Genomic DNA, 25522 nt, shown 5'->3' with positions numbered 1-25522 from the left:
TTACCAATAATCAGGGTGGTGCACTTTTACACCATAATTCCCCGATCCCTTGGTCTACTTTTGCACAATATTTAACAAGTGGTGAGCATTTAAGCAAATTCAGTGGCATTGTCACATTTCTGGCACACGACACAGAAAATGCTGATAGTAAAAACAGAATGTTTATCGTAAGTTGATGTATTTAAAATAAATTACTGCTCACTATCAATCATGCAATAAGTAACATAATCAGAGAAACAGTCTGATGTTGCTATTGCCTGATCACACAACAAGCGTGACCTAAAATTTACGGGGTGACCGGCTCTTGCGGTGCCCGTGGATTACGGCTGATAAACATGGCATCGCCGTAACTGAAAAAGCGATATTGCTCTGCAACCGCCTGCTGGTATGCATTCATAGTATTTTTATAACCAGCAAAAGCAGAAACCAACATTATCAATGTTGATTCAGGCAAATGGAAGTTGGTTATTAATGCATCCACAATCTGATATTGATAGCCCGGATAAATAAAGATGCGAGTATCACCAAAGAAAGGGGCTATCAAGCCGCTATCACAGGCCTTAGCGGCACTTTCCAATGAACGTACTGATGTGGTGCCCACTGCGACGACGCGATTACCACGGGCCTTACAGGCTAAAACCGCATCAACCACCTCTTGCGGCACTTCTGCATATTCAGAATGCATGATGTGCTCTTCAATGGTATCGACTCGCACTGGCTGGAACGTCCCCGCACCAACATGCAAAGTCACAAAAGCCATCTCAATGCCTTTTTCCCGCAAAGCCGCCAACATCGGTTCATCGAAATGTAAGCCTGCGGTTGGCGCTGCGACTGCCCCAGGGCGCTGGCTGTATACCGTTTGGTACAGCTCGCGATCAGCATCTTCATCAGGGCGATCAATATAAGGAGGCAAAGGCATATGGCCGACTGCATTCAAGATAGTAAAAACATCTCGCTCATCGTCAAAACGCAGCTCAAACAGTGTGTCATGACGCGCCAACATGGTGGCCCGAATGCTCTCATCATCACCTAACAGTAACTCAGTGCCGGGTTTAGGGGCCTTTGACGCTTTGACATGAGCCAAGACGCGATGATCATCTAAAACGCGCTCCACAAGCACTTCAAGTTTGCCGCCACTGGCTTTGCGACCAAATAAACGCGCCGGAATAACCCGCGTGTTATTGAACACCAGCAGATCACCGGGCACCAGTTTATCCAGCAAATCAGTGAAAATGCCGTGCGTTAATGTTCCCGTAGGGCCATCCAGTGACAATAAACGGCAACCGCTACGCTGGGGCTGGGGGTAATGGGCAATTAAAGATTCTGGGAGCTCAAAAGAAAAATCGGCAACACGCATGGCTTTCCACTTCATATCAGAACAGACCCGGCCAACAGATATCAGGGGCCGGTTCACAAAAACAGGCGGCTAGTCTAGAGCCCTCAAGGGCTGGCTGCAAGAAATAAGCATATTTAGCCTCTATTTGCATTATACTCAGCGGATGAATTTTCTTGCTCACCTCCATCTTGCGACACTGGCTGACAGCTCTTTATTGGGCAATTTACTGGCTGACTTTGTGCGCGGTAATCCACAAGGGGAATATTCCCCTGAGATAGTCGCTGGCATCATGATGCATCGGCGCGTTGATGTGATGACGGACACATCGCCGCTCGTTAAAGAGGCCCGAGGTTATTTCAGTGCAGATTATCGCCGGGTTGCCCCCATTACTCTGGATGTACTCTGGGATCATTTTCTGGCGCGCAACTGGGATAAACTAGTACCCGCCTGCTCGCTGCCCGATTTTATCGAGCAAGCGCAATACCAAATTTTGCCACACTTGTCACTGACACCGGCTTGTTTCCAGAACCTTAATGCCTATCTGTGGCCAGAGCGTTGGCTGGAACGCTACGCTGAACTACCCTTTATAGCTGATGTGTTACAAGGTATGGCTAACCGTCGGCCTAAATTAGCAGCGCTTGCAGGTTCTTTTTACGACATAGAACAACACTATCAGCCGCTAGAAAGACTCTTTTGGGATTTCTATCCTGCAATGATGCAGCAAGCACAGCATAAACAAATTTAGACAAAAACATCTTTATCTATATGGTTATCGGCTCTAAGTCACTTGCGCTTTCTGTCAGAATGGGTATCTTAACAAGAGTACGAAACTAAAATCGTTGTAACAATAGGTAAAAGCTATCACAGCGATTGGTATTTATCTCTTTATTCATTGCGTTTAAATACCTATGCTGTGCCGATACTTTTGAGACAAATGGTTAATCCATCCCTAATTAACAGGAGTAATTTATGGTTCTGGTAACTCGTCAAGCCCCTGATTTTACAGCAGCTGCTGTTCTTGGTAGTGGCGAAATCGTTGAAAACTTCAACCTGAAAAAACACCTGAACGGCCGCCCTGCCGTCCTGTTTTTCTGGCCAATGGACTTCACTTTCGTTTGTCCTTCAGAGTTGATCGCTTTCGACCACCGTTACGAAGAATTCCAGAAACGTGGTGTTGAAGTTGTTGGTGTTTCTTTCGACTCCGAGTTTGTACACAATGCATGGCGTAAAACTCCGGTTGATAAAGGCGGTATTGGTGAAGTTAAATACCCAATGGTTGCTGATATCAAACGTGAAATTCAGAAAGCTTACGGCATTGAGCACCCAGATGCTGGCGTTGCACTGCGTGGCTCTTTCCTGATCGACAAAAACGGTATTGTTCGTCACCAAGTGGTTAACGATCTGCCTCTGGGCCGTAACATTGACGAAATGCTGCGTATGGTTGATGCACTGCAATTCCACGAAGAACATGGCGACGTTTGCCCTGCACAGTGGGAAAAAGGTAAAGCAGGTATGGGCGCATCTCCAGATGGCGTTGCTAAATATCTGTCTGAAAACGCCTCTAAACTGTAATAACGGTTTATGCCACCCCTGATTGACTCGGGGGTATCAAGCCAGTCAGTTCATTCTGACTGGCTTTTTTATTCTTATGTAGATTGAACATGGGTGCTTGAAAACTGCTACCTGACAACGAAAGGCGGGGATTGCTCCCCGCCCCGGTTGCCTTACCGTTCAGATTCGTAGGCTAAAATGGCCGCAACCTCTTTGCTTCCATCTTTTAGGCGTAATTCACATAGTGATTTATGCGTAATTAATGTAAATGCCAGCACTGTTATACAAACAATTAACAGGCATATAACAAACGTATTTTGTGGCATATTCAGCCTCCTTGCCTTGCCTTTCGGCGGGTATAAGGCTACCGTAACGTTGTCTGGCGTTACAGAGAGCCTCGTATTGATTAATTTTAATACGGGGCTTTTCTCTGCCTGCCTTCAGCCGGACATAAGCACTTAAAGCAGACAGCTTCAAGCACCCGCCGCAGAGTCTATATAATAATCAGTTTTATTCCCAGCTTATCTATTTTGAGAATATATCTTTATTTTCAATTGGTTATTTGCATCCATCTGAACTTCACCTGAGTAAAAATCACCCTATCAGTTTCAGTAAAACCCTCTCCCTCCCCTCCTGTTGCCAATTAATTAGCAGCCATAAACATTAATTCTGCTATTAATTATTACTGGCGTGTGTTTTGCACACACCATAAGCAGCGCTTTTAAGCTGCCAGACAAAAATGACCGGGTAACCCTCGGCGGGCAGGAAATAACAGGAGTCAGAATGCATTTGCAAAAATGGAACAAACCCTTGGCTGCATTGGCTTTACTGGTCAGTGGAGCACTGCATGCGGCCTCAACACCCGCAGTGGAAGCGAAAAATGGCATGGTGGTGACATCCCAGTATCTGGCTTCACAGGTTGGGACTGATATCTTAAAAATGGGTGGGAATGCAATTGATGCTGCGGTGGCCGTGGGTTATGCCCAGGCGGTAGTGAACCCTTGCTGTGGCAATATTGGCGGTGGCGGTTTTATGACCATTCACCTTGCAGATGGGACGGATACATTTATAAACTTCCGTGAAACCGCCCCTGCCGCCGCCAGTGCCGATATGTATTTGGATAAAGAGGGTAAAGTCACCAAAGATGCCAGTCTGTATGGCTATCTGGCCGCGGGCGTGCCCGGCACAGTCTTGGGAATGGACAGCGCGCAGAAGAAATACGGCAAATTAACTCGTCAACAGGTCATGGCTCCGGCAATCAAACTGGCACGGGAAGGATTTGTGTTAACCCGCGCCGATACTGACATTTTGGACACAACGGTTAAGCGCTTTCGTCAAGATCCTGAATCGGCGCGTATTTTTCTACGAAAAGACGGCGAAGCTCTGCAACCGGGTGACCGCCTGATTCAAGCTGATCTGGCTGATACTCTGACAGCTATCTCGGAGAAAGGGCCGGATGCATTCTATCAGGGGAAAATACCGCAAGCAGTTGAAGCCGCAGCCAAAAAAGGCGGGGGTATTTTGACTGCGGCCGATTTTGCCAATTATAAAATCACGGAAACCGCCCCTATTACCTGTAGCTATCGTGGCTATAAATTCGTGTCATCCCCTCCACCTAGCTCCGGTGGCGTGACCTTGTGCGAAACTTTAAATGTCCTTGAGGGCTATGACCTGAAGAGTATGGGTTTTAACTCTGCCGCTTACATCCATACACTGACAGAAGCTATGCGCCATGCCTATATGGACCGCAATACTTTCCTCGGTGATCCCGAGTTTGTTAAGAACCCGACGGACCGCCTGCTGAGTAAAAGTTATGCCGCTGATATTCGTAAACAAATCGTCGCCAACAAGGCCACGCCATCAGCAGAAGTTCAGCCGGGCATGCAACCACATGAAAAACCTGAAACAACACATTATTCCATCGTTGATCATGATGGCAATGCTGTCTCCACCACCTATACCGTGAATGGCCGCTTTGGTGCGGTAGTGATTGCACCCGGCACTGGCTTTTTCCTGAATGATGAAATGGATGATTTTACCGTCAAAGTCGGTGAGCAAAACCTGTATGGTTTGGTTCAGGGAGCTACCAACTCCATCGCCCCCGGTAAGCGCCCACTATCGTCTATGAGCCCGACATTAGTGACCAAAGACGGTAAGACATTTATGGTCTTAGGCTCACCGGGTGGTTCGCGGATTATCACCATTACCTTGCAAACGGCATTGAACGTCATTGACCAGGGTATGGCACCACAAGAGGCCGTGGATGCACCTCGCATTCATCATCAGTGGCTACCCGATGAGGTCTATTATGAACAGCGCGGAGTGTCCGCAGACAGCCTTAATCTGCTGAAAAATATGGGATATAAAATGGTCGAGCAGAATCCATGGGGCGCTGCGGAGCTAATTTTGGTCGGTTTAGCCGGTGTTGAGGGCGTCAGCCCTGCGAACTCGGGTAATGATTCAGCGGTCTCCGGCAAAGTCCGCGAGGGCTATCTGTATGGCGCTAATGATGTTCGCCGCCCCGCCGGTGCAGCCATCGGCTACTGATAGCTATTGATTACCAATGTCACTCATCCCCCATCAATGTATTGGTGGGGGAAGTTTATCATTCTATTTATACCCCAAATTATACCCCAAATAATTCGAATTGCAGGAAGGCGGCAATTGAGTAAATCCCGATGAGCTTACTTAGGTAAGTGATTCGGGTGACAAATCTGCCGGGAGTAGATTTGAACGCTGTTTGCAGCGGCCTCGCAGAGGCGAGGCCCATGGACGGGCCGAGTAACGAAAGCAGCCAACGCACATGCAGCTTGAAGTATGACGGGTATATATTACCAAGGCAATGTATGCCCCTGGTAATCAATAAAGCCGTGACCGCCCTTACCGGAAGCGCGCTCGATTTGGTCAACAACCCCCCTCACACTGGTCGCAATCGTCAGTGGCGCAGCATCCCCGCCCATATCCGTTTTTACCCAGCCCGGATGAATGGATAATACCGTCAGTGACGGGTCGGCTACCTCAGCAACCAAATTGCGCGTCATCATATTCAATGCCGCTTTACTAGCTGAATACAAAGGCTTATGGCCGGAAGCATTATGCCCAAGACTCCCCAACTGCGAAGACATAAAGGCTAATACACCGCGGCTTGGATTGCGCTGTGCCAGCAGATGCTGGGCAATACGGATGGGTGAAATCGCATTGGTTTGGAATAATTCGAGGATTTCCTCTGGTTTGGCATCAACCGCTGATTGATGTTCCGGCCCAGAGATCCCGGCATTAATAAATATCAGATCAAAAACCTGCCCCTGCACCTGTGGTAAAAAAGCTTTAATACTTTCAGGCTGGTTAATATCCAATGTTAACCAATGGGCAGCATGTGCCGCGGTATCTTTTGCTACACCGCGAGTCGTCGCCGTCACTGACCATCCCCGGCGGTTAAGCTCATCAACCAGCCCCAGACCCAAGCCCCGAGAGGCTCCGATAATCAATGCCTGTCTTTTAGTTGTGCTCATTATATTTTCCCTTCGGTGGATTTACCTGGCAACTGTCGGTGCCCGTCATATACATCATATCTCACCCAAAGAAAAAGCGGCGCTTAGCCGCTTTTAATATCTTTATACTGCGTGGCCAACTCTTAAGTTAGCACTCACTATGGCTAATAACTAAGATTGACCGCGCCACAATGTGACACTCTCGCCAGACAATTGCAGACTGATGCCCTCGTCAGTGATATTCAGCTCGGACGCCCCCTCCAAACGTTGCCATTGCGTAACATTCAGTAAAGGAGAAACCGGCAAGAAGATATCACTAGCATGATTGCGTTGTATGGCGACCATCACCCGCTCGCGCTGATAACTGCGAATAAAGACCAGAGAATCGCCATTGGCGTGAATAACTTGGCAGCCGCCACGCCGCAATGCCAAACTATTGTGCCGTAAAGCCGCCATGCGCTGACATAATTTCAGCAGATCGCCATCCCACAGCGCCTCATCCCAAGGGAAAGGTTTACGGCAGAATGGGTCATTGCCGCCATCCAAGCCGATTTCATCACCATAAAATAAGCAGGGCACACCAATCCAGCTAAACAGCCATATCAATGCCATTTGCATGCGCGTTTTATCGCCATTCAGCAAAGTGATAAAACGGGCGGTATCATGGCTATCCAATTGGTTAAATGAACGCAGCTGATGACCATGAGGTAATCCGGCGCGGTATTCATCCATCCAATAAGCACAATCCTCGGCGCTGAGTTTTATGGGATGGTAGGCAACATCACAACCCGCCAGGAAGCTACGTACTGGCAAAGCAAATCCCATATAATTCATTGCCGCGTCTTCCACTCCGGCATGTAACCAATTTCGTGCATCGCCAAAGTGTTCGCCCAGAATATAAGCTTGAGAATTTTCCGCTTTCGCCGCCTGATAAATCCCCGCCAAATGGTGTAAATTCCCTTTCGCGCCGCCCTCTTCTCCTAGCATGTGCACCACATCCAGCCGCCAGCCGTCAATACTGTAAGGCGGCTTCAACCAATGGCGCACCACACTGTCTTCGGCACGATAAATTTGATTAACCACCTCTTCATTAGCGAAGTTAAGTTTTAGCAAGCTGGCATGGCCTTTCCAATCCAGTGCCCGCCCATCGGGGAAGAAATTAAACCAGCCCCGATAAGGTGAGTCGGGGTGATGACAAGCGCCATTTTCCCCTTGCTGATGGCGATCAAACCAATGGTGGGAATCCCCGGTATGGTTAAACACGCCGTCGAGCACCAATTTGATACCGGCATCGCGGGTGGCGCTGCGTAGTTGTAGAAATGCACTCTCGCCGCCCAAGTAGGGATCAACCTGATAATAATCTTGCGTATCGTATTTATGTACACTGGGCGCGGTGAAAATAGGGTTGAGATAGAGCGCGGTCACCCCTAACTGTTGTAAATAGGGGAGTTTTTGGCTGATACCGGCTAAATCACCGCCATAGAATGTCGAGGCAGCATTCACATCATCCAGTGGCTGTTGCCAGTCACGGCGTGCGACCGGATGACCGGCGGCCTGATGAATATAACTGCCATTTTGCACCCCATGCTCACCCTGGCTGCTGGCAAACCGGTCGGGGAAGATTTGATAAAAAATCTGGTCGGCAACCCAGTCTGGGCCGCTATCGGGTAACTCAATAGCAAACTGAGCCAATTGCGCCGGAGGAACGACCGAAAATCCTAATGGGCCGAACCACTGTTGGTCATCATTCCACAACAGTTTGAAGCAATAACGCCGCGCGGGCTGACCTTCATGCAACTGCAATTTCGCGCGATAACGCCAGAAGCCATTGATCAGCTCGCCCTTCATACTGAGCAACCATTCTTCATTATCTGGCTCACAGCGTAAGAAAACCTGTGCCGGTAAATTATCACCCTGTAACCACTCGCCATCTAACCACAGTGTGATATGTAACGCATCGCCGCGCTGACGGACAAAAGGCGCAACCGGTAAATGCCAACCACTAAGCATAAAACTCTCCTGCTTTAACCAAAACGCTTGCTGTTAAGGCTATCTGGTGCAGACATTAACGCCGCGACACATTCACCTGTATGAATAAATAGGTATCAACAATGCCATGTTGTGAATAGGTATCCCTCATCTATCAGCATAAATATTGAGGATGAGGGCGGGGGCGGAGAGAATTATTGAGTTACTCAATAAAAAAGACAAAAAAGCCGGGACATCTCCCGGCTCAGACTGCTGACTAAATCAAATGAAGGGGAAACGTGCCGTTGGGGCCGTAGTTGCGTAAGCGACCGGAGCGCCCCTAGGTACGGTCAACCCTTCACTCACGGAGCTATAAATCGCGTTGTCATTAACCTCAAGCCGGGACATTTCCCGGCTTGATACTCGATATTGATTCGGTGTTACTCTGCGGTTTTCAGCGCCGCCGCTTTCTTCTTCTGATGACTGACCTTAAAGTAATATCCCACCAGCAACAGGACAATCCACACCAGCCCGACATACAATGAGATGCGCGTTGTTGGGAACCAGCCAATCAGCCCAATGATAAACACCAAGAAAATGATAGCCACCACCGAAGTAAAGGTGCCGCCACGCAGCGGGAAATCCAGCGCCTTAACTTGATCTTTGCTCAACGAGCGGCGGAAACCAATTTGGGAGAACAGGATCATAATCCACACCCAAACAGTCGCAAAAGTCGCGAGCGAGGCAATCACCAGGAACACATTTTCCGGCATAATATAGTTGAGATAGACCGCCGTTAGCATCGCCCCCATCATCACCAACACCGTGACCCACGGCACTCCGCGTTTAGAAATGGCGGCAAAAGCTTTCGGCGCGTGGCCCTGTTCGGCCATCCCGTTAAGCATACGGCCCACCCCGAACACATCACTGTTAATGGCTGATAATGAGGCGGTAATCACCACAAAGTTCAGAATCCCAGCAGCAACAGTAATCCCCATGTGCTGGAAAGTCAGGACAAATGGGCTGCCGTTAGTGCCAACTTGGTTCCACGGGTAAATAGACATAATGACAAACAAGGTGCCGACGTAGAACATCAGAATACGCCATGGCACTGAGTTGATAGCTTTCGGAATAGACTTTTTCGGATCTTCAGCTTCACCGGCAGTAATACCGATAATCTCAATCCCACCATAAGCAAACATCACCAGTTGCAATGACAGAACCATGCCGACAAAACCGTTGCTGAAGAAGCCGCCATTAGTCCATAAGTTATGAATACCGGTCGGCTGCCCGCCATTACCAATACCCCAAACAATGATACCAATACCCGCTAAAATCATGATGATGATGGTGGCAACTTTGAAAAATGAGAACCAGAACTCCAGCTCGCCGAACACCTTAACACTCATCATATTGACAGCACCAATGATGAGGACAACACTTAGCACCCATATCCAATGGGGCACATCCGGGAACCAGACCCCCATATAGATACCGAATGCGGTCACATCAGCAATAGCAACAATCAGAATCTCAAAACAATAAGTCCAGCCGGTGATATAGCCCGCCATTGGCCCAAGGTAATCTTGTGCATAACGTGAGAAAGAACTGGCTTGCGGATTATTGACTGACATCTCGCCCAGGGCGCGCATGATGATAAATGCCACCACGCCACCAATCAGGTATGCCAATAATACGCTTGGCCCCGCCATTCTTATCGCATCAGCCGAACCATAGAATAAGCCGGTACCTATTGCTGACCCCAATGCCATAAAGCGGATGTGGCGTGTCGTCAGACCGCGTTTCAGCTTATTTTTGACTGGTAATTCCATGAACTTTGTCCCGTCTTTTTTCAGCAAAAAGCCACGGGGATGAGCCGTGGCTAAAAATATCCAATGACTGTGCCGTTATTGCTTAGCAGCAATTTCCTGGCGACAGCACAGGCGATCGTACAACCCAATGACGACGAATACCAGTAGGGATGGCGATAACCATGCCAGACCTTGCTCAGCCAATGGCAGATTCTGAGTCCATTCCGGCAGGTAATGTGCAAAAGTCGAGGCTTTTACCGCATCAAGGATACCGAACAGCAAGCTGACCAACATGACCGGGGCCACAATACGGGAAGCATGATGCCACCAGCGCAATGTGAAACTCATCAACACCAATACAATGCAGGGTGGATAAATGGCGGTCAGCACTGGAATAGAAATCTGAATCAGATGGCTCAGCCCCAGATTCGACACCATCATTGAGAAGATACCGAGGATAAACACCAGTGCGCGATATGACAGCGGCAAGTACTGCGCAAAGAATTCAGCACAGGCGCAGGTCAGGCCCACCGCGGTCACCATACAGGCGATGAAAATCAATGCAGCCAGGAACACGCTGCCCAGACCACCAAAGGTGTGTTGAACATAGGCATGCAATACCACCGCCCCGTTTTGGGCATCGGGTACCAAAGCACCGCTGCTTGAACCCAACTTAAACAAGCTCAGGTAGACCAACGTCAACCCGACACCGGCAATTAAACCCGCCCAAATGGTATAGCGCGTCAGCAATCCAGCAGAAACCACACCGCGTGACCGGGCAGCATTGACGATGACGATACCGAACACCAAAGCGCCCAAGGTATCCATGGTCAGATAGCCATTAACGAAACCAGAAGAAAACGCAGCATTCTGATAAGCATCAGTAGCCGGAATCAACGGGCCGGCGGGCCAAATCAAAGCAGCAAGACCTAAAAGAGCCAGCGCCAGAATCTTCATTGGGGCCAAGATATGCCCGACTGTGTCGAGCAAACGCCCGGGGTACAAGGAAATCCCGATAACCAACGCGAAGTAAACCACACTGTAAATAAACAGTGGCAGCGGGCCATTACCGGTTAAAGGCGCAATACCCACTTCGAAAGAAACTGTTGCCGTACGCGGGATAGCAAACAGAGGGCCAACGGCCAGATAGCAGACGGTCGCCAGCACCAAACCGGCACCGCGGCCAATGGGAGAACTCAGAGCATCAATCCCCCCGCCCACTCGAGCCAGCGCGATGACGGTGATGACCGGTAATCCAACGGCGGTAATCAAGAAGCCCAGAGCGGCCCACCACACATGTTCACCCGACTGTAAACCGACCATCGGTGGGAAGATGATGTTGCCAGCTCCAACAAATAAGGCAAAGGTCATAAAACCTAATGCAATAATATCTTTAGATGATAAACGATGACTCATAGTGATGTGCGTTGCCTGGTTAAATGATCAAAAGAAAAAGTCCTTGAGTTGTGGTCTTTCCTACGTGATCGAAACGACACAAAGCTCTGATAAACGCAAACTCCGGCGGTTAATAAGCAATCTATTTCGTCAGTATGCAGTGTTTTTGGAGTTATTTGCAGGTGGAATAGGCCAACAACGGCGGTAAGTAGACCGTTTATAGCGGAGAAAGGCAAGTCAGGATCACAAAAGCAGAGTTTTCATCTATACAATTTCCTCAAACCAGTTAATCGTGCCAGATTTAGAGAAATACACACCATATGATTTGTATCATTTATACCCGTCATACTTCAAGCTGCATGTGCGTTGGCTGCTTTCGCTACTCGGCCCGTCCATGGGCCTCACCTCTGCGAGGCCGCTGCTAGCAGCGTTCAAATCTGCTCCCGGCAGATTTGTCACCCCAGTCACTTACTGGTGTAAGCTCCAGGGGACTCGCTCAATTGCTGCCTTCCTGCAACTCGAATTATTTAGAGTATATACCCAACCGTTAACAATTTATGGCCGGTACACTAGAACAAACCCAGCCAACTTAATAGGCGAAACCCAGCTCTTTTCGAGTGTCATTCAGGACGTCTGGCGGCAAGGGTAAATAACCGTCATGAGTCACGCGCTTTTGCCCTTCTGGTGATAAAACGCGCTCAAGAAAGGCGGCAGTCAGCGGTTCTGGCGGCTGGCCCGGTGCTTTATTGATATAAATATACAGATAGCGCGACAAGGGATAGCGGCCAGCTTTGACATTTTCGGCGGTCGGCATCACATAATCCTGACCATCCGCTGACAGTAATAGGGGTTTAACACCACTGTTGCGAAAACCAATACTGGCATAACCCATTCCATTTAATGAACCGGCGACCGCTTGCACCACAGAAGCAGATCCAGGCAATTCATTGATATTATTTGTAAAATCACCATTACACAGCACTCGCTGCTTGAAGAAACCATAGGTTCCTGAAGCTGAGTTTCGGCTATAACGCTGCAAAGTGCGCTCCGCCCACGGCCCTTTCAGGCCCAGCTCACCAAAGCGCTGGATCGGATGAGATTCGCCACAAAGGCGATTTTGCGAAAAAACAGCATCAAGCTGAGATAAAGTGATTTTATTCAGTGGATTATCTTGATGGACAAAAACCACTAAGGCATCCACTGCCACAGGAACAGCAAGCGGTGGATAGCCATAACGCTGGATAAATGCGGTGATTTCAGCCGCTTTCATTGGGCGGCTCATCGGGCCGAGTTGAGTTGCCCCTGCCGCCAATGCCGCAGGAGCAGTAGAAGAACCTGCCGCCTGTATTTGCAAATTAACGCCGGGGTAATGATGATTAAAATCATCTGCCCATAAAGACATCAAATTCGCTAAGGTGTCTGAACCGACACTGGAAAGATTACCGGATAGAGTATGTGGTTTTGGCGATTGAACCTCTGTGGCAGGTGAAACTGCTACAGATTGTGCTAAAACGCCGTAGCTAAACCCGAGCAGGGCATGCAGCAGCGCCAGTTTTCCCCATCTCATCAGCTTGATGTCCATGCAGTCTTAGGATTTGACTGCATTCTCGGTTAAAACCGTCGGAACAATCAATCGATTCGGCAAGGTAAAAATAAATCTCGTCCCCAGACCGATTTCACTCATGACATCCAAACGTGCGTCATGGTGGCTCAGAGCATGCTTCACAATTGCCAGCCCCAACCCGCTGCCCCCGGTTTGCCTTGAGCGGGCCTTATCCACTCGATAGAAACGCTCAGTGAGGCGCGGCACATGCTCAGGGCCAATGCCCGGCCCATTGTCGCTCACCTGAAATTGTGCGCCTTGCGCAGTTTTCTGCCAACACACCTCAATTTTAGTGCCATCAGGCGTGTGATTGACTGCGTTATAGACCAGATTAGACACCGCGCTGCGCAGTTGGTCTTCGTTACCAAATACCTTCAGTTGATCATTAACCCGGAAAGTAATTTCATGACGCCCACCACTTAGCGCCTGCACCTCATGCTGTAATATTTTCAGCATTCGCGGAATATCAACCTGTTCATTCATATCTACATTAGGAGCTGCTTCAATTCGCGACAACGTCAATAATTGCTTGACCAACCCATCCATTCTCTTGGTCTGTTCCTGCATCGTTCCTAGTGCTTTATCCCGCAATGGCCCCGCCAATTCTTGGTCGTGCATCATTTCCAGATACCCTTGTAGCACCGTCAGGGGGGTACGCAGTTCGTGGCTGACATTGGCAAAGAAATTACGCCGCGCCCCTTCCAACTGGCGCATTTGGGTAACATCGCGGGCGACCATCAATAATTGCCCTTCTGAATAAGGCATCACCCGAAACTCAACGTAATAGCCATTATTGAGTTGCAAGGTCAGTGGGCGGGAAAATTCTTGCTGTTGTAAATACTGACTGAATTCGGGGTAGCGCAATAAGTTAAGAATATGCTGGCCATTATCCTCCGGCCAGCGGAACCCCAGTAATTGCTGAGCCAAACCGTTGCACCAGAAAATATTACCGTCAATGGTGGTCATCACCACAGCATCGGGTAAAGATTCAGCACCACTGCGGAACCGTTTGATAAGTAAAGCTAATTCACGCCGCCGCCGCCGATTTCGCAGTTGCATCTGATATAAACCATAAAATAAAGGTTCCCAACTCCAACGCCCTGAAGGCGGAGTCATGCTGCGGTCTAACCACAGCCAGTAAGATAATTTGAGTTGGTTATAGAAATTCCAGACCAGCGCTGCAACCACTGAGACTAATAATAGCCAAGGAAGATACCCGATAAAGGCACCTAACAGTAATGCGGGCAAACAAAAAAGAGCCAGCTCTAAAGCCAGCGTTTTCCATGATAAACGTTCTAACACAACGAATTCTCCGGCACTGAAAACTCAGTAGCGCGTTGAGAAGCGGTACCCGGTTCCCCGGACAGTTTGTACCATTCTGTCATGACCATCAGTTTCAAGCGCCTTGCGTAGCCGACGAATATGCACGTCAACAGTACGATCCTCTACATAAACGTTAGTGCCCCAGACATAATTAAGCAACTGTTCGCGGCTATAAACTCGCTCTGGATGGGTCATAAAGAAATGCAATAATTTAAATTCGGTCGGCCCCATATCCAGCGCTTGCTCATTGGCCATAACCCGATGTGAAGAGGGGTCAAGGCTCAGCCCTTGCATTTCAATCACCTCTTCCACCGCCATTGGCGATATCCGGCGCATGACGGCTTTAATCCGCGCCACCAGCTCTTTGGGTGAAAAAGGCTTAGTAATATAATCATCAGCGCCCACTTCTAAACCACGAACTCGGTCTTCTTCTTCACCACGGGCGGTCAGCATCATCACGGGAATATCTCGGGTCAATGCTTCGCGTTTCATATGCTTAATAAACTGAATCCCCGAGCCTCCTGGTAACATCCAATCCAGCAACACCAAATCAGGGTAAGGCTCAGATAATCGGGTTACTGCGCTGTCATAATCCTCGGCTTCTAACGGTTGGTAGCCATTTTGTTCCAACACAAAGCACACCATCTCACGGATTGGGGCTTCATCTTCCACTACCAGTATGCGTCTTGCCATCATCAACCCTGCCAGTAAGTTAGTGGTCACTATTTGATTTCGGAAATCATTATGCGTCAGTTTTGTGACATTTTTATGAAAAACATCGCGCTCTTGCAAGCAATAAGCATAGTGATAAATTTTATGATAATTGCAAAATGCAGCACTCAAGTTTGCGAAGCGTCTCGGAGATTTCACTCACACTCTTTTTTTAGCCGCGACATCCGGCGGGCAGTGTTTATAATCAGCGCCAATATCTTTGGAAAACAACCTGCCCTAGCGGGAGATTTATGCGCATTATTCATACCTCTGATTGGCATTTAGGCCAGCATTTCTTCACCAAAAGCCGTGCGGCTGAACATCAAGCATTTCTGCACTGGCTCATTGAACAGATCAAAGAAAATCAGGTAGATGCGCTGATTATAGCCGGTGATATCTTTGATACTGGCTCCCCACCCAGCTATGCCCGTGAGCTGTATAATCGCTTCGTGGTTGAACTCCAACCAACAAATTGCCAGTTAATTGTTTTGGGGGGGAATCATGATTCAGTCTCAACATTGAATGAATCTCGGGGTTTGCTTTCTTATTTAAATACCACGGTCATTTCCTGCGCCAGTAGTGATTTAGCCCAGCAAGTTATTATTTTGAAAAATCGTCAGGAGCAACCAGCGGCCATACTGTGCGCCATCCCCTTTTTGCGCCCACGCGATTTAGTCACCAGTCAGGCTGGCGAATCCGGCGGGCAAAAGCAACTGGCATTACAAGAAGCCATTGCGGCTCACTATCAAGCACTCTATCAGCGAGCCGTTGAGTTGCGCACTGAGCTTGGCCTGCCCTTGCCTATTATTGCTACCGGGCATTTAACCACCGTGGGGGTCACCACCACAGACTCGGTTCGTGATATTTACATCGGCACATTGGATGCTTTCCCCGCTCAAGCTTTCCCCCCGGCGGATTATATTGCTCTGGGCCATATTCACCGTGCTCAGCAAGTTGCTAAAACCGAGCATATTCGCTACAGCGGCTCGCCAATTGCCTTGAGTTTTGATGAGTTAAGTAAAGAGAAAAGTGTTTATTTGGTGGAGTTTGCCCAGCAAGCATTAGCATCAGTGACCCCGCTATTCATCCCACAATTTCAGCCGATGCAGTTAATCAAAGGCGATTTAACCCAAATAGAGCAACAGCTGGCTGCATTTTCTGGCCATCAGGGGTTACCGGTATGGCTGGATATTGAAGTCGCCACAAAAGACTATCTCACTGATATTCAAAGGCGAATTCAAGCACTAGCCGCAGAGCTTCCGGTGGAAGTGGTATTATTGCGCCGCAGTAAAGAATTGCGTCATAACAGCATTGAGCGACAGGAAAAAGAAACACTCAATGAGTTGAGTGTCACTGATGTATTTGAACGCCGGCTGGCGCTGGAGGCGGATTTAGCCGAACCTCGTCAGGAACGCATGCGCCAAATGTTCAATCAGGTAGTTGAGGATATATCGCAAGATAAAGATGCCGCAGAGGAGCAATCAGCATGAGAATTTTAAGCCTGCGACTAAAAAACATTAATTCTCTACAGGGCGAATGGAAGATTGATTTCACTGCTGAGCCCTTTGCCAGCAGTGGTTTATTCGCAATCACCGGCCCGACAGGCGCCGGCAAAACTACCCTGCTCGATGCTATTTGTCTCGCGCTATACCACCAAACTCCGCGTTTGACTGTCTCGCCTGGCCAAAATGAACTGATGACCCGCCATACTGCGGAGTCGCTAGCTGAAGTTGAATTTGAAGTAAAAGGCACGCGTTATCGGGCATTTTGGAGTCAGCGTCGTGCTAAAAATAGCCCGGAAGGGAATCTGCAAGCCCCCAAAGTTGAATTGGCACTGTGCGAAAATGGCAAAATCCTGGCCGATAAAGTACGCGATAAACTGGATATGGTGGCGGCAATCACTGGGCTGGATTTTGGCCGTTTTACCAAATCCATGATGCTGTCGCAGGGGCAATTTGCAGCTTTCCTCAATGCCGATGCCAATGACCGTGCTGAATTATTGGAAGAATTAACCGGCACCGACATCTATGGGCGGCTATCTGAACATGTATTTGAACAACATAAGCTGGCTAAGCTCGCGCTAGATACATTGCACCAACGCGCCAATGGTATTGAACTGCTAAATGAAGAACAGAGTTTAGCCCTGACAAAACAATTAAACTCGCTCGAAGAACAAGAAAAGCAGCTTTCCTCAGAACAGCGGGTGAATCAAAACCAAATAAATTGGCTCACCAGTTGGCAGCAGCAGCAAAAAAATGCATTGGAATATCAACAACAACAGAAACTTATTGAGCAAGAATATCAACAAGCACAGCCCGAACTGCAAAGATTGGCCCGCAGTGAGCCCGCAGAAAAGCTGCGCCCCCTGTTGCGTGAGCGCTCGCGCAGCCTACAGGATTTGCAACAAATACAACTGCGCATCACCACACTAACCGGGCAACAGCAACAACTTCAGACGCAACTCACGCCACTGGCTCAGGCGCTGGAGCAAGCCAATCTTGCTCGCCAACAACAAGCCGCCCAGCAGCATGAACAAGAAACGCTGATCGAGCAAAAAGTCGTTCCGCTGGATAACCTTATTGCTCAGCAGCAACACTCATTAATGCTGCTTGGCACGCAATTACAGCAGTTACAAACTAAAGAACAGCAAGGCAAACAGCAGCTTGAGCTGAACGGGCAGCAGCTAAAGCAAACCCAGCAGCGCCTGCAACAACTGACTGAGTACAGCCAGCAGTATGCCCACCATCAGCACTGGGAAAAGAATCTGCCTTTATGGCGTGAGCAGTTCCGCCAATTACACATACAGCAACAACAAGCGGTTAACAGCGAGCAGCAGTTACAGCAACAGGTTGCGTTAATCACGACCTTACAACAGCAAATCGACACACTGAATAAACAAGATACACAGCAGCAAACGGCATTAGTACAAGCCCACTCACAGACAGGTAGCATTCAGCAACAATTGACCGCACTTGAGCAACAGCACCCCTCAGCGCAGCTACGCCAACAACTGTTCGATCTCCAGCAACAACGGTCAGTGCGGCAACAATTAGCGGCATTATCACCACTGGTGCAGCAAGTTCAGGCACTGCATGATAAACAACAACAGCAAGCAGTCAGCCAGCAGCAACAACTCATACTACTCGAGCAGCAATTGGCCGAGAAACGTCAGTTATATAAACAACAAAAACAACATCTGGCGACTCTGGAAACTTTGCTGGAACGCGAAAAACAAATAGTCAGCTTAGAGGCAGAAAGAGCCAAACTGCAACCGGGAGAAGCATGCCCGCTATGTGGTGCATTGGATCACCTGGCTATTACGGAATATCAGGCGGTAAAGCCCTCAGAGACCGCTATCCGTGTTGAGGAACAGCGCCTACAAGTTGAGCGGCTATCAACTGAGGGTTCCGAACTCAATGCCCAGACTCAAAGCTTGCAACAACAACTCAAACACCTGGAGCAAGAGTTACAGCACAGCAATCAACAATTAGCAGATTACCAACAGCAATGGCAAACACTGACCCAGCCATTAGCCCTGAGCTTTGCTTTAAATGAACCTGCGGCCTTAATCCTCTGGTTGGAGCAACAGGAACAATCAGAGCAACGCTGTCAGCTAAAACTGGCTGAATATGAACGGCTGAATCAGCAATACCAGCAAGCTAAAGATATTCTGACTCAAGCAGAACAACAGCAACAAAAACATCAGCAGCAGTTGGCATTAATCCTTCAACGCCAACAAGATACGCAAGAATCCCAGCAAAAATTGCTTACACAGCATCAGCATCAACTCGCTGAGTTAGCAAAAGTGCACCAAGACGTTAGCCATGCTCTGGCTGGGCTATCACTCTCATTGCCTGAAGCAGATCAACAACAAAATTGGCTGTCATCACGGGAAGAGGAAAACCAGCGCTGGCACCAATATCAGCAAGAACAACAACAGTTGGCGCTGGGGCAAAAAGCACTGGAAACTCAGATTGAAAATGAGCGCCGCCATTTACAAGAATGCGGGGAACAATTATCTCTGCTTACTCAACAACATCAACAAACTGAAGCCCTGTTACAGCAACAAAAGCAACAACGCCAGGCACTGTTTGGTGACGACAATGTTATTGAGGTACGTCAGTTATTACGTCAACAACAGCAACAAGCGGAGCAGGCGCTGCAAAATGCAGCACAAACTCTGCAACAAGCGCAATCTCAACTTAATTTACTCTCTGGTGAGCTAGCAGGCCTGGAACAGCAGCAGCACCAATATCAGCAGCGCGCGGCTACTGCTCAAGCGGAATTACAACAAGCACTGACAAGCAGTGAATTCGACGATGAGGCCGCCTTAACCGCCGCTCTACTGAGTGAAGAGGAAAGGCAACGTTTACAACAATTGAAACAACAATTGAGCGAGCGGCAACAACAAGCACATATCCGCCAGCAGCAAACCAGTGAGGCAATGGAGCAACTTATACAATCCTGCCCAGTTGGGGTCAGCCAAACATCTGAATTAGTTGTATTGCAACAGCAGTCAGAGCAATTACTCGCCCAACTAAAAGCCAATACATTACAGCAAGGCGAATTACGCAATCAGTTAGAAAGCGACACTGTTCGCCGTAGCAATCAACATGCGCTGTTTGAGCAAATTGAATATAGCCAGCAGCAATATGATGACTGGAGCTACCTAAATCATTTAATCGGCTCCAAAGAGGGTGATAAATTCCGCAAATTTGCACAAGGTTTAACCCTCGATCATTTAGTTTATCTGGCAAATAATCAACTCGGTCGGCTGCATGGACGCTACCAATTACAGCGTAAAGCCAGTGATGCACTGGAGCTGTTAGTGGTGGATACCTGGCAAGCGGATGCTATGCGCGACACTCGCACATTGTCAGGGGGGGAAAGCTTTCTGGTGAGTTTAGCGCTGGCTTTGGCGCTATCAGATCTGGTCAGCCACAAAACCAGTATTGACTCACTGTTCCTTGATGAAGGATTTGGCACGCTGGATGCAGAAACACTGGATACTGCGCTCGATGCTCTTGATAGCCTGAATGCATCTGGTAAAACCATTGGTGTTATCAGCCATGTTGAAGCTATGAAAGACAGAATCCCGGTGCAAATTAAGGTTAAAAAAGTCAATGGACTGGGGGTTAGCCGGTTAGATAATGTCTTCCGAGTCAATCAAGACTGAATATAGGCCGCCCAGAATGAGGGGCATCAATCCCGAATCACTTAATCAAGTCAGTGATTCGGGTGCGTGAGCGCCGCTAACAACGCTGCAGCGTCAAGGCCGAAAGTACTACCCAAAGTCATTGGCGTTGCAGCTAGGCAGCAAGCGAATAAATCCCGATGAGCTTACTCAAGTCAGTGATTCGGGTGCATGAGCGCCGCTAACAACGCTGCAGCGTCAAGGCCGCAGGGTAGGCCACAACCAGGCGGCCCCCCGCACACCACTAGAATCCCCATGCAAAGCTTTACGGATTGGGGTTTTGCACTCGCCACCAAAGACCCAAGGGCTGATTAACGTAGGCAATGTTTTATACAGGCGGTCAATATTACTCATTCCCCCGCCTAACACGACGATATCAGGGTCAAACAGGTTAATGACATGGGCTAATGACTTAGCTAAACGTCTCTCATAGTTAACCACCACCTGTTCAGCCAGCACATCACCCTGTTCAACTAACTCCATGATTTCATGCCCCTTGAGCGACTGCCCGCTCAAACGAAAATAATCAGTGGCAAAGCCAGTGCCGGAAACAAAAGTCTCAATACAGCCTTTTTTCCCGCAATAACAAGCGACTTCCTGCTGATACTGCCGCTCTTCCTCATCTTGCCAGGGTAGCGGATTATGCCCCCACTCACCGGAGATACCATTGCCGCCAGCATGTACACGCCCGTCAATGGCAATACCCGAGCCACAACCTGTCCCAATAATGACCCCGAATACCAGATGCTTTCCGGCTCCGGTGCCATCCGTTGCTTCAGAAACAGCAAAACAGTTAGCATCATTAGCCAGACGCACCTGACGGGAGAGTAATGTTGACAAGTCTTTATCTAGCTCTTGCCCATTCAGCCAAACAGAATTGGAATTTTTTACCTTGCCAGTAAAAGGAGAGAGTGTGCCCGGAATACCCACACCAACACTGCCCTGCTCCCCAGTCGCTTCTTCTGCATCGGCGACTAACGCCGCGATCGCCTGCAAAGTTTTTTGATAATCATGGCGCGGGGTGGAAACCCGTTTACGGAAAAGCTCCTGTCCATTATTTGCTAAAGCAATGACTTCTATTTTAGTACCACCCAGATCTATACCAATGCGCATAGCGCCTTACCTCATCGACAAGATTATTTGTTGTTTATGGTAACTGATTTTAACGATAAACATCCTTCGATATACCAAGACAATGATGATAATAAAAGCCTTATCCTTACAGTTTGTGACCGTGCGCTATAACGCCACAATATTTGTCACTCGCTATTGGGTATTCGATGGTGATTGAATCCCAGTAAAGAGGAAGAGGGTTATGCAAATTGCGAGCTGGCTCTGTTTTTTTCTTATTCTTTTTACTAGGGACAGGCGCGTCAATTCGTTATCATGCCGCACTGCGTCTGATTAACTCGCGCGCTTTAAGCGCGCCGGAGCCTGGGATAACACTATGTTGTGGTTTAAGAATTTAATGGTTTACCGTTTAAGCCGGGAAGTTTCGCTATCTGCGGATGAAATGGAGAAACAGTTAAGCGCCCTCAGTTTCACCCCCTGCGGCAGTCAGGATATGGCAAAAACCGGTTGGGTATCACCGATGGGTTCACATAGCGATGCATTAACACATACGGTTAATGGTCAAATCGTCATTTGTGCGCGAAAAGAAGAGAAAATATTGCCATCGCCGGTGATTAAGCAAGAGTTACAAGCCAAAATTGAACGCCTCGAAGGTGAACAACATCGCAAACTGAAAAAAACTGAAAAAGACTCATTAAAAGATGAAGTTTTGCACAGTTTATTGCCGCGTGCATTCAGTCGCTTTAACCAAACATTCTTGTGGATTGATACTGTCAATGATTTGATTATGGTCGATGCCGCCAGTGCCAAACGCGCTGAAGATACCCTGGCATTGCTACGAAAAAGCTTGGGTTCCTTGCCGGTGGTGCCACTGACATTAGAAAACCCGATTGAGCTGACCTTAACTGAGTGGGTTCGTAGCAAAGAATTACCTGCTGGCTTTGCACTGATGGATGAAGCTGAACTGAAAGCCATTTTAGAAGATGGCGGCGTGATTCGCTGTAAGAAACAGGATTTATTCAGTGATGAAATTGCGGTGCATATTGAAGCCGGTAAACTGGTCACTAAGTTGGCACTGGACTGGCAAGAGCGTGTTCAGCTAGTTCTGTCCGATGACGGCTCGCTGAAACGCCTAAAATTCTCTGACACCCTACGTGAGCAGAATGAAGATATCGATCGGGAAGATTTTGCCCAGCGTTTTGATGCTGATTTTATTCTGATGACCAGCGAGTTGGCTGCACTGATTAAAAATCTGATTGAAGCCTTGGGTGGCGAAGCTCAGCACTAATATTGGCTGGCATTAAGAACGAAGAATATCGCCCTCTCCATATTTGAGAGGGCAAGTTTGAAGAGTGAACTAGCTCAAGTATTTACACAAATATGAAGATGCTTCAGCAACTTGCAAATTAAACTCACTCTCCGCTGGGATATAAAAAGTCTCACCGGGTTTGAAAACTTCCCAGCCAGCTGAACCCGGAATCAGTACTTTTAAGCTCCCGGTAATCACTGTCATTTCTTCCGCTTTCGCTGTACTGAAAGTGTACTCGCCCTTTTCCATCACCCCAACGCTAGCTGGCCCAATACTGTCACTGTCAAAACCAATAGATTTCACTTTCCCGGTAAAATACTCATTAAATTTCAGCATAGTTTTGCACCCGCGTCTTAATCAAGATTGAGCTTTTATATTAGGGTCACTATAAATGTTCTGTCACTGATTATTATGGCGAAATGCGATCATAACCGAATTCACTGCTACAGTTGCGGATAAAGCATACAATTTTGCCTCTATCGGCCCTTTCTCCACCGGTAAAAAGTCGCTATTCGGCTAAAATGTAGGCAACGACAAATCCTTTCACAGCATAGGGTGAAGGTTGATAAGTCGAAAATGAGGAAATATTAGAGATTGCGTAGAATGTACAGCGCCAGCGAAGTTTCAAAAACAACAATCAATATTGACCAAAATGCTGGCATAAAATTGGTATGTTGCTGGATAAAGGATTTGAAGGTTTTCATCGGCCCGCCTTGGTGGCCTTGCCTTAATTGGCATTAATTGACGCAAATAATTTACGTCGAAATGATTACGTAGGTGATAATTGTACGCTTCGTATAATTAACAGGCAATCAGATAGGCGGGCAATTCCTGGCATAAACAGCAAATTTTAATTAAAGACCTATTGGGGCGCTTGGCTATTTCACCTTTTCATCGGCCAAAATCTGCAAAATATGTTCAACGACCACTTCAAGGGATTGAGTAGCATCCAGCACATGATGAGCAACTTCCTGATATAACGGCTCCCGACTGGCCAGTACATCCCGCATTTCCTCAACTATTGGTTTACCTGTCAGACTTGGCCGCTGGGCATCCTCAGGATCTTCCGCCAGACGTTCTGCCAGTACATGGGCTGATGCTCGCAGATAAATAACCACCCCGTTTTGGCGCATAAATGTACGGTTATCAAGAGATAACACCACGCCCCCGCCAGTAGCAACCACTGTTTTAGGCGCGGTCACGGTCTGTAAGGCTATGCTTTCTCGCAGACGGAAACCCTCCCACCCCTCGCGGGCGACTATTTCGGCCACACTCGACTGCAAAGTTTGCTGCATAAATAAATCTGTATCGATAAAGCAATATCCCAACGCCTGTGACAACGCTTTCCCTGTTGTTGTCTTACCTGCACCACGCGCGCCGACCAAAAAGATAGTCTGTGTCATTACTTGAAAGTCCTTTCGCATCCACTTTTGAGGATAAATTCTCGACATCAAAAAACCGGCCACTCTGGTTGGCCGGTTAAACTGGATAACACTCAGCCCTACGCTGTAGGTGCAAATCATACCGATAATTGAGGGTAGTGCAAACTTTACAATATTGTAAAATTAACGATACAGATTATAAGTAGTATATTTCGCCATCACCCGATGTGCAGTATCAATTCATATCGGGTAATGACTGTAATTAGAAATCAACACTGGCACGCAAAACAAATTGTCGAGGTTCACCAACAGCAACTCGCAAATTACCGCCACTTGATGGGTAATAGGTTTTATCAAAAAAGTTCTTCACATTGAGTTGCCATTTCACCCGATAATTATTAATCGGTAATGAATAGGAAATAAAAACATCGGCCACCCTGTAATCATCCAAAGTAAAACTGTTGGCTGCATCACCGGCTCGTCGCCCAACATAACGGGCACCCGCGCCAATCCGCAAATCATCACCGCCCAGCCAACCGGTAGACCCCAATGCTTGCGTCAAGAATAGAGACGCACTATTGCGCGCCACATTAGCCATCTGATTGCCTTTATTATCAGGACCTTCCGTGACTCTGGCATCAGTATAGGCATAAGTGACAATCGCACTTAAGTTATCCGTCAACTGCCCAGCGACATCGAATTCAACCCCCTGCGAACGTACTCGGCCCGCAGTGCGTGTTATGGTTTCGCCATTCACTAACTCATTGACCATGACATTTCGTTTTGCAATATCAAACAATGCCAAAGTCCCCGTGACCCCATTAACTAACTCCACTTTGCTACCTATTTCCCAGGATTGGCCTTGCTCCGGTGGCAGCGAATCTATTTGGGTAGCAATAGATGAATTAGGCTTGAAAGACTCACTGTAACTGCCATATAAAGAGACTTCAGGGGTCAGCTTATAGACTACGCCGGTGCGGGGAACTAATTTGCTGTCAGAACTATCAGTGTTGGTGATGAAAGGCCGGCCTTTACCCGCGAACACATCAAAACGATCGTAACGTAAACCTGCCAGTACAATCCATTTATCCGTCAGCTCAATAGAATCTTGCATAAACCAGCCATAACTTTTCAGGTTTTCGCGCTGGTCACTGTCTTTAGCACTGACGGCGGTTGAAGGTGGCATCAAGGCAAAAAACCAATATAAATTGAAAATAGCGCATGCATTTCACATCATTAAAAAAAACAGATGCGCTTGGTAATCATTATCATTGGTGTTTTCAATTGAATTGGCTGTCGCCTTGAGATATGAGGAAAAGTCGCCGAAAGTTCCCCTCAGCTTTGCCCTTGGTCAAGAAAATTGCGCTTTTCGCCTGA

Annotated in this window: 18 protein-coding genes and 1 pseudogene; 6 read left to right on the top strand and 13 right to left on the bottom strand. The window is 48.0% G+C overall.

Annotated features, from left to right (window positions below):
* Positions 1-286 precede the first annotated feature (286 nt).
* Complete coding sequence (queA, locus tag FTA91_RS02100) at positions 287-1357, bottom strand: tRNA preQ1(34) S-adenosylmethionine ribosyltransferase-isomerase QueA (protein ID WP_050113253.1); 1071 nt, start codon at positions 1355-1357, stop codon at positions 287-289.
* A 142-nt stretch (positions 1358-1499) separates the two neighbouring features.
* Here queA and FTA91_RS02095 point away from each other — a divergent pair, with 142 nt between their 5' ends.
* Positions 1500-2081, top strand: coding sequence for an acyl carrier protein phosphodiesterase (locus FTA91_RS02095; RefSeq protein ID WP_145535120.1), 582 nt, complete (start codon positions 1500-1502; stop codon positions 2079-2081).
* 224 nt (positions 2082-2305) lie between these two features.
* Positions 2306-2908, top strand: a complete 603-nt coding sequence (locus tag FTA91_RS02090) for a peroxiredoxin C (RefSeq protein ID WP_050113251.1) — start codon at positions 2306-2308, stop codon at positions 2906-2908.
* A gap of 152 nt (positions 2909-3060) precedes the next feature.
* Here FTA91_RS02090 and FTA91_RS02085 read toward each other — a convergent pair whose 3' ends face one another.
* Positions 3061-3213 (bottom strand): type I toxin-antitoxin system Hok family toxin, encoded by a 153-nt coding sequence (locus tag FTA91_RS02085; protein WP_072082502.1) that lies wholly within the window; start codon positions 3211-3213, stop codon positions 3061-3063.
* A 457-nt stretch (positions 3214-3670) separates the two neighbouring features.
* Here FTA91_RS02085 and ggt point away from each other — a divergent pair, with 457 nt between their 5' ends.
* Positions 3671-5434 carry a gamma-glutamyltransferase gene (gene ggt, locus FTA91_RS02080; protein ID WP_145535123.1) on the top strand — a complete coding sequence of 588 codons (1764 nt, stop codon included), beginning with the start codon at positions 3671-3673 and terminating at the stop codon, positions 5432-5434.
* Between the two features lie 284 nt (positions 5435-5718).
* Here ggt and FTA91_RS02075 read toward each other — a convergent pair whose 3' ends face one another.
* From FTA91_RS02075 to phoB, 7 genes are all read right to left on the bottom strand, one after another.
* Positions 5719-6399, bottom strand: coding sequence for an SDR family oxidoreductase (locus FTA91_RS02075; protein WP_050113249.1), 681 nt, complete (start codon positions 6397-6399; stop codon positions 5719-5721).
* A 150-nt stretch (positions 6400-6549) separates the two neighbouring features.
* Positions 6550-8388: a maltodextrin glucosidase gene (malZ, locus tag FTA91_RS02070; protein WP_145535126.1), complete on the bottom strand. Its 1839-nt coding sequence runs from the start codon at positions 8386-8388 to the stop codon at positions 6550-6552.
* Between the two features lie 398 nt (positions 8389-8786).
* Positions 8787-10178, bottom strand: coding sequence for a proline-specific permease ProY (gene proY, locus FTA91_RS02065; protein WP_050113247.1), 1392 nt, complete (start codon positions 10176-10178; stop codon positions 8787-8789).
* 75 nt (positions 10179-10253) lie between these two features.
* Positions 10254-11573, bottom strand: coding sequence for a branched-chain amino acid transport system II carrier protein (gene brnQ, locus FTA91_RS02060; protein WP_050113246.1), 1320 nt, complete (start codon positions 11571-11573; stop codon positions 10254-10256).
* A 568-nt stretch (positions 11574-12141) separates the two neighbouring features.
* Positions 12142-13119, bottom strand: a complete 978-nt coding sequence (locus tag FTA91_RS02055) for a PstS family phosphate ABC transporter substrate-binding protein (protein ID WP_050113245.1) — start codon at positions 13117-13119, stop codon at positions 12142-12144.
* Positions 13120-13140: 21 nt separating this feature from the next.
* Positions 13141-14457, bottom strand: coding sequence for a phosphate regulon sensor histidine kinase PhoR (gene phoR / locus FTA91_RS02050; protein WP_145582830.1), 1317 nt, complete (start codon positions 14455-14457; stop codon positions 13141-13143).
* 24 nt (positions 14458-14481) lie between these two features.
* Positions 14482-15171, bottom strand: coding sequence for a phosphate response regulator transcription factor PhoB (gene phoB, locus FTA91_RS02045; RefSeq protein WP_049557982.1), 690 nt, complete (start codon positions 15169-15171; stop codon positions 14482-14484).
* 269 nt (positions 15172-15440) lie between these two features.
* Here phoB and sbcD point away from each other — a divergent pair, with 269 nt between their 5' ends.
* Both sbcD and FTA91_RS02035 read left to right on the top strand, forming a co-directional pair.
* Complete coding sequence (gene sbcD, locus FTA91_RS02040; protein ID WP_050113244.1) at positions 15441-16679, top strand: exonuclease subunit SbcD; 1239 nt, start codon at positions 15441-15443, stop codon at positions 16677-16679.
* Complete coding sequence (locus FTA91_RS02035) at positions 16676-20365, top strand: AAA family ATPase (protein ID WP_145582828.1); 3690 nt, start codon at positions 16676-16678, stop codon at positions 20363-20365. Before sbcD ends, FTA91_RS02035 begins: the two co-directional genes overlap by 4 nt.
* 216 nt (positions 20366-20581) lie before the next feature.
* Here FTA91_RS02035 and mak read toward each other — a convergent pair whose 3' ends face one another.
* Complete coding sequence (mak, locus tag FTA91_RS02030) at positions 20582-21496, bottom strand: fructokinase (RefSeq protein WP_050113242.1); 915 nt, start codon at positions 21494-21496, stop codon at positions 20582-20584.
* A gap of 334 nt (positions 21497-21830) precedes the next feature.
* On the opposite strand from mak, the gene rdgC reads away from it, so the two are divergent.
* The gene (gene rdgC / locus FTA91_RS02025; protein WP_004392281.1) at positions 21831-22742 is read left to right on the top strand and encodes a recombination-associated protein RdgC; all 912 of its coding nucleotides are present in this window, start codon (positions 21831-21833) and stop codon (positions 22740-22742) included.
* Between the two features lie 69 nt (positions 22743-22811).
* Here the strand turns inward: rdgC and ppnP are convergent, their stop codons facing one another.
* The 3 genes and pseudogenes from ppnP to FTA91_RS02010 form a co-directional block, all read right to left on the bottom strand.
* Positions 22812-23099 carry a pyrimidine/purine nucleoside phosphorylase gene (gene ppnP / locus FTA91_RS02020; protein ID WP_050113241.1) on the bottom strand — a complete coding sequence of 96 codons (288 nt, stop codon included), beginning with the start codon at positions 23097-23099 and terminating at the stop codon, positions 22812-22814.
* Between the two features lie 542 nt (positions 23100-23641).
* Positions 23642-24166 carry a shikimate kinase AroL gene (aroL, locus tag FTA91_RS02015; protein ID WP_145582826.1) on the bottom strand — a complete coding sequence of 175 codons (525 nt, stop codon included), beginning with the start codon at positions 24164-24166 and terminating at the stop codon, positions 23642-23644.
* 241 nt (positions 24167-24407) lie between these two features.
* A pseudogene (locus FTA91_RS02010) lies at positions 24408-25337 on the bottom strand (TonB-dependent siderophore receptor); the annotation flags it as partial.
* Positions 25338-25522: the final 185 nt, after the last annotated feature.

This window comes from Yersinia thracica (genome assembly GCF_902170565.1).
Lineage (GTDB): Bacteria > Pseudomonadota > Gammaproteobacteria > Enterobacterales > Enterobacteriaceae > Yersinia > Yersinia thracica.
Note: the sequence above shows the minus strand (reverse complement) of the source record. Positions and strands in the feature narration are given on the sequence as shown.

Coding starts and splice junctions, on each gene's coding strand:
- ppnP (WP_050113241.1), bottom strand. CDS start 23,099: ATGCTGAAATTTAATGAGTATTTTACCGGGAAAGTGAAATCTATTGGT.
- mak (WP_050113242.1), bottom strand. CDS start 21,496: ATGCGCATTGGTATAGATCTGGGTGGTACTAAAATAGAAGTCATTGCT.
- rdgC (WP_004392281.1), top strand. CDS start 21,831: ATGTTGTGGTTTAAGAATTTAATGGTTTACCGTTTAAGCCGGGAAGTT.
- FTA91_RS02075 (WP_050113249.1), bottom strand. CDS start 6,399: ATGAGCACAACTAAAAGACAGGCATTGATTATCGGAGCCTCTCGGGGC.
- queA (WP_050113253.1), bottom strand. CDS start 1,357: ATGCGTGTTGCCGATTTTTCTTTTGAGCTCCCAGAATCTTTAATTGCC.
- FTA91_RS02085 (WP_072082502.1), bottom strand. CDS start 3,213: ATGCCACAAAATACGTTTGTTATATGCCTGTTAATTGTTTGTATAACA.
- brnQ (WP_050113246.1), bottom strand. CDS start 11,573: ATGAGTCATCGTTTATCATCTAAAGATATTATTGCATTAGGTTTTATG.
- ggt (WP_145535123.1), top strand. CDS start 3,671: ATGCATTTGCAAAAATGGAACAAACCCTTGGCTGCATTGGCTTTACTG.
- FTA91_RS02090 (WP_050113251.1), top strand. CDS start 2,306: ATGGTTCTGGTAACTCGTCAAGCCCCTGATTTTACAGCAGCTGCTGTT.
- aroL (WP_145582826.1), bottom strand. CDS start 24,166: ATGACACAGACTATCTTTTTGGTCGGCGCGCGTGGTGCAGGTAAGACA.
- FTA91_RS02035 (WP_145582828.1), top strand. CDS start 16,676: ATGAGAATTTTAAGCCTGCGACTAAAAAACATTAATTCTCTACAGGGC.
- malZ (WP_145535126.1), bottom strand. CDS start 8,388: ATGCTTAGTGGTTGGCATTTACCGGTTGCGCCTTTTGTCCGTCAGCGC.
- FTA91_RS02095 (WP_145535120.1), top strand. CDS start 1,500: ATGAATTTTCTTGCTCACCTCCATCTTGCGACACTGGCTGACAGCTCT.
- sbcD (WP_050113244.1), top strand. CDS start 15,441: ATGCGCATTATTCATACCTCTGATTGGCATTTAGGCCAGCATTTCTTC.
- FTA91_RS02055 (WP_050113245.1), bottom strand. CDS start 13,119: ATGAGATGGGGAAAACTGGCGCTGCTGCATGCCCTGCTCGGGTTTAGC.
- phoB (WP_049557982.1), bottom strand. CDS start 15,171: ATGGCAAGACGCATACTGGTAGTGGAAGATGAAGCCCCAATCCGTGAG.
- proY (WP_050113247.1), bottom strand. CDS start 10,178: ATGGAATTACCAGTCAAAAATAAGCTGAAACGCGGTCTGACGACACGC.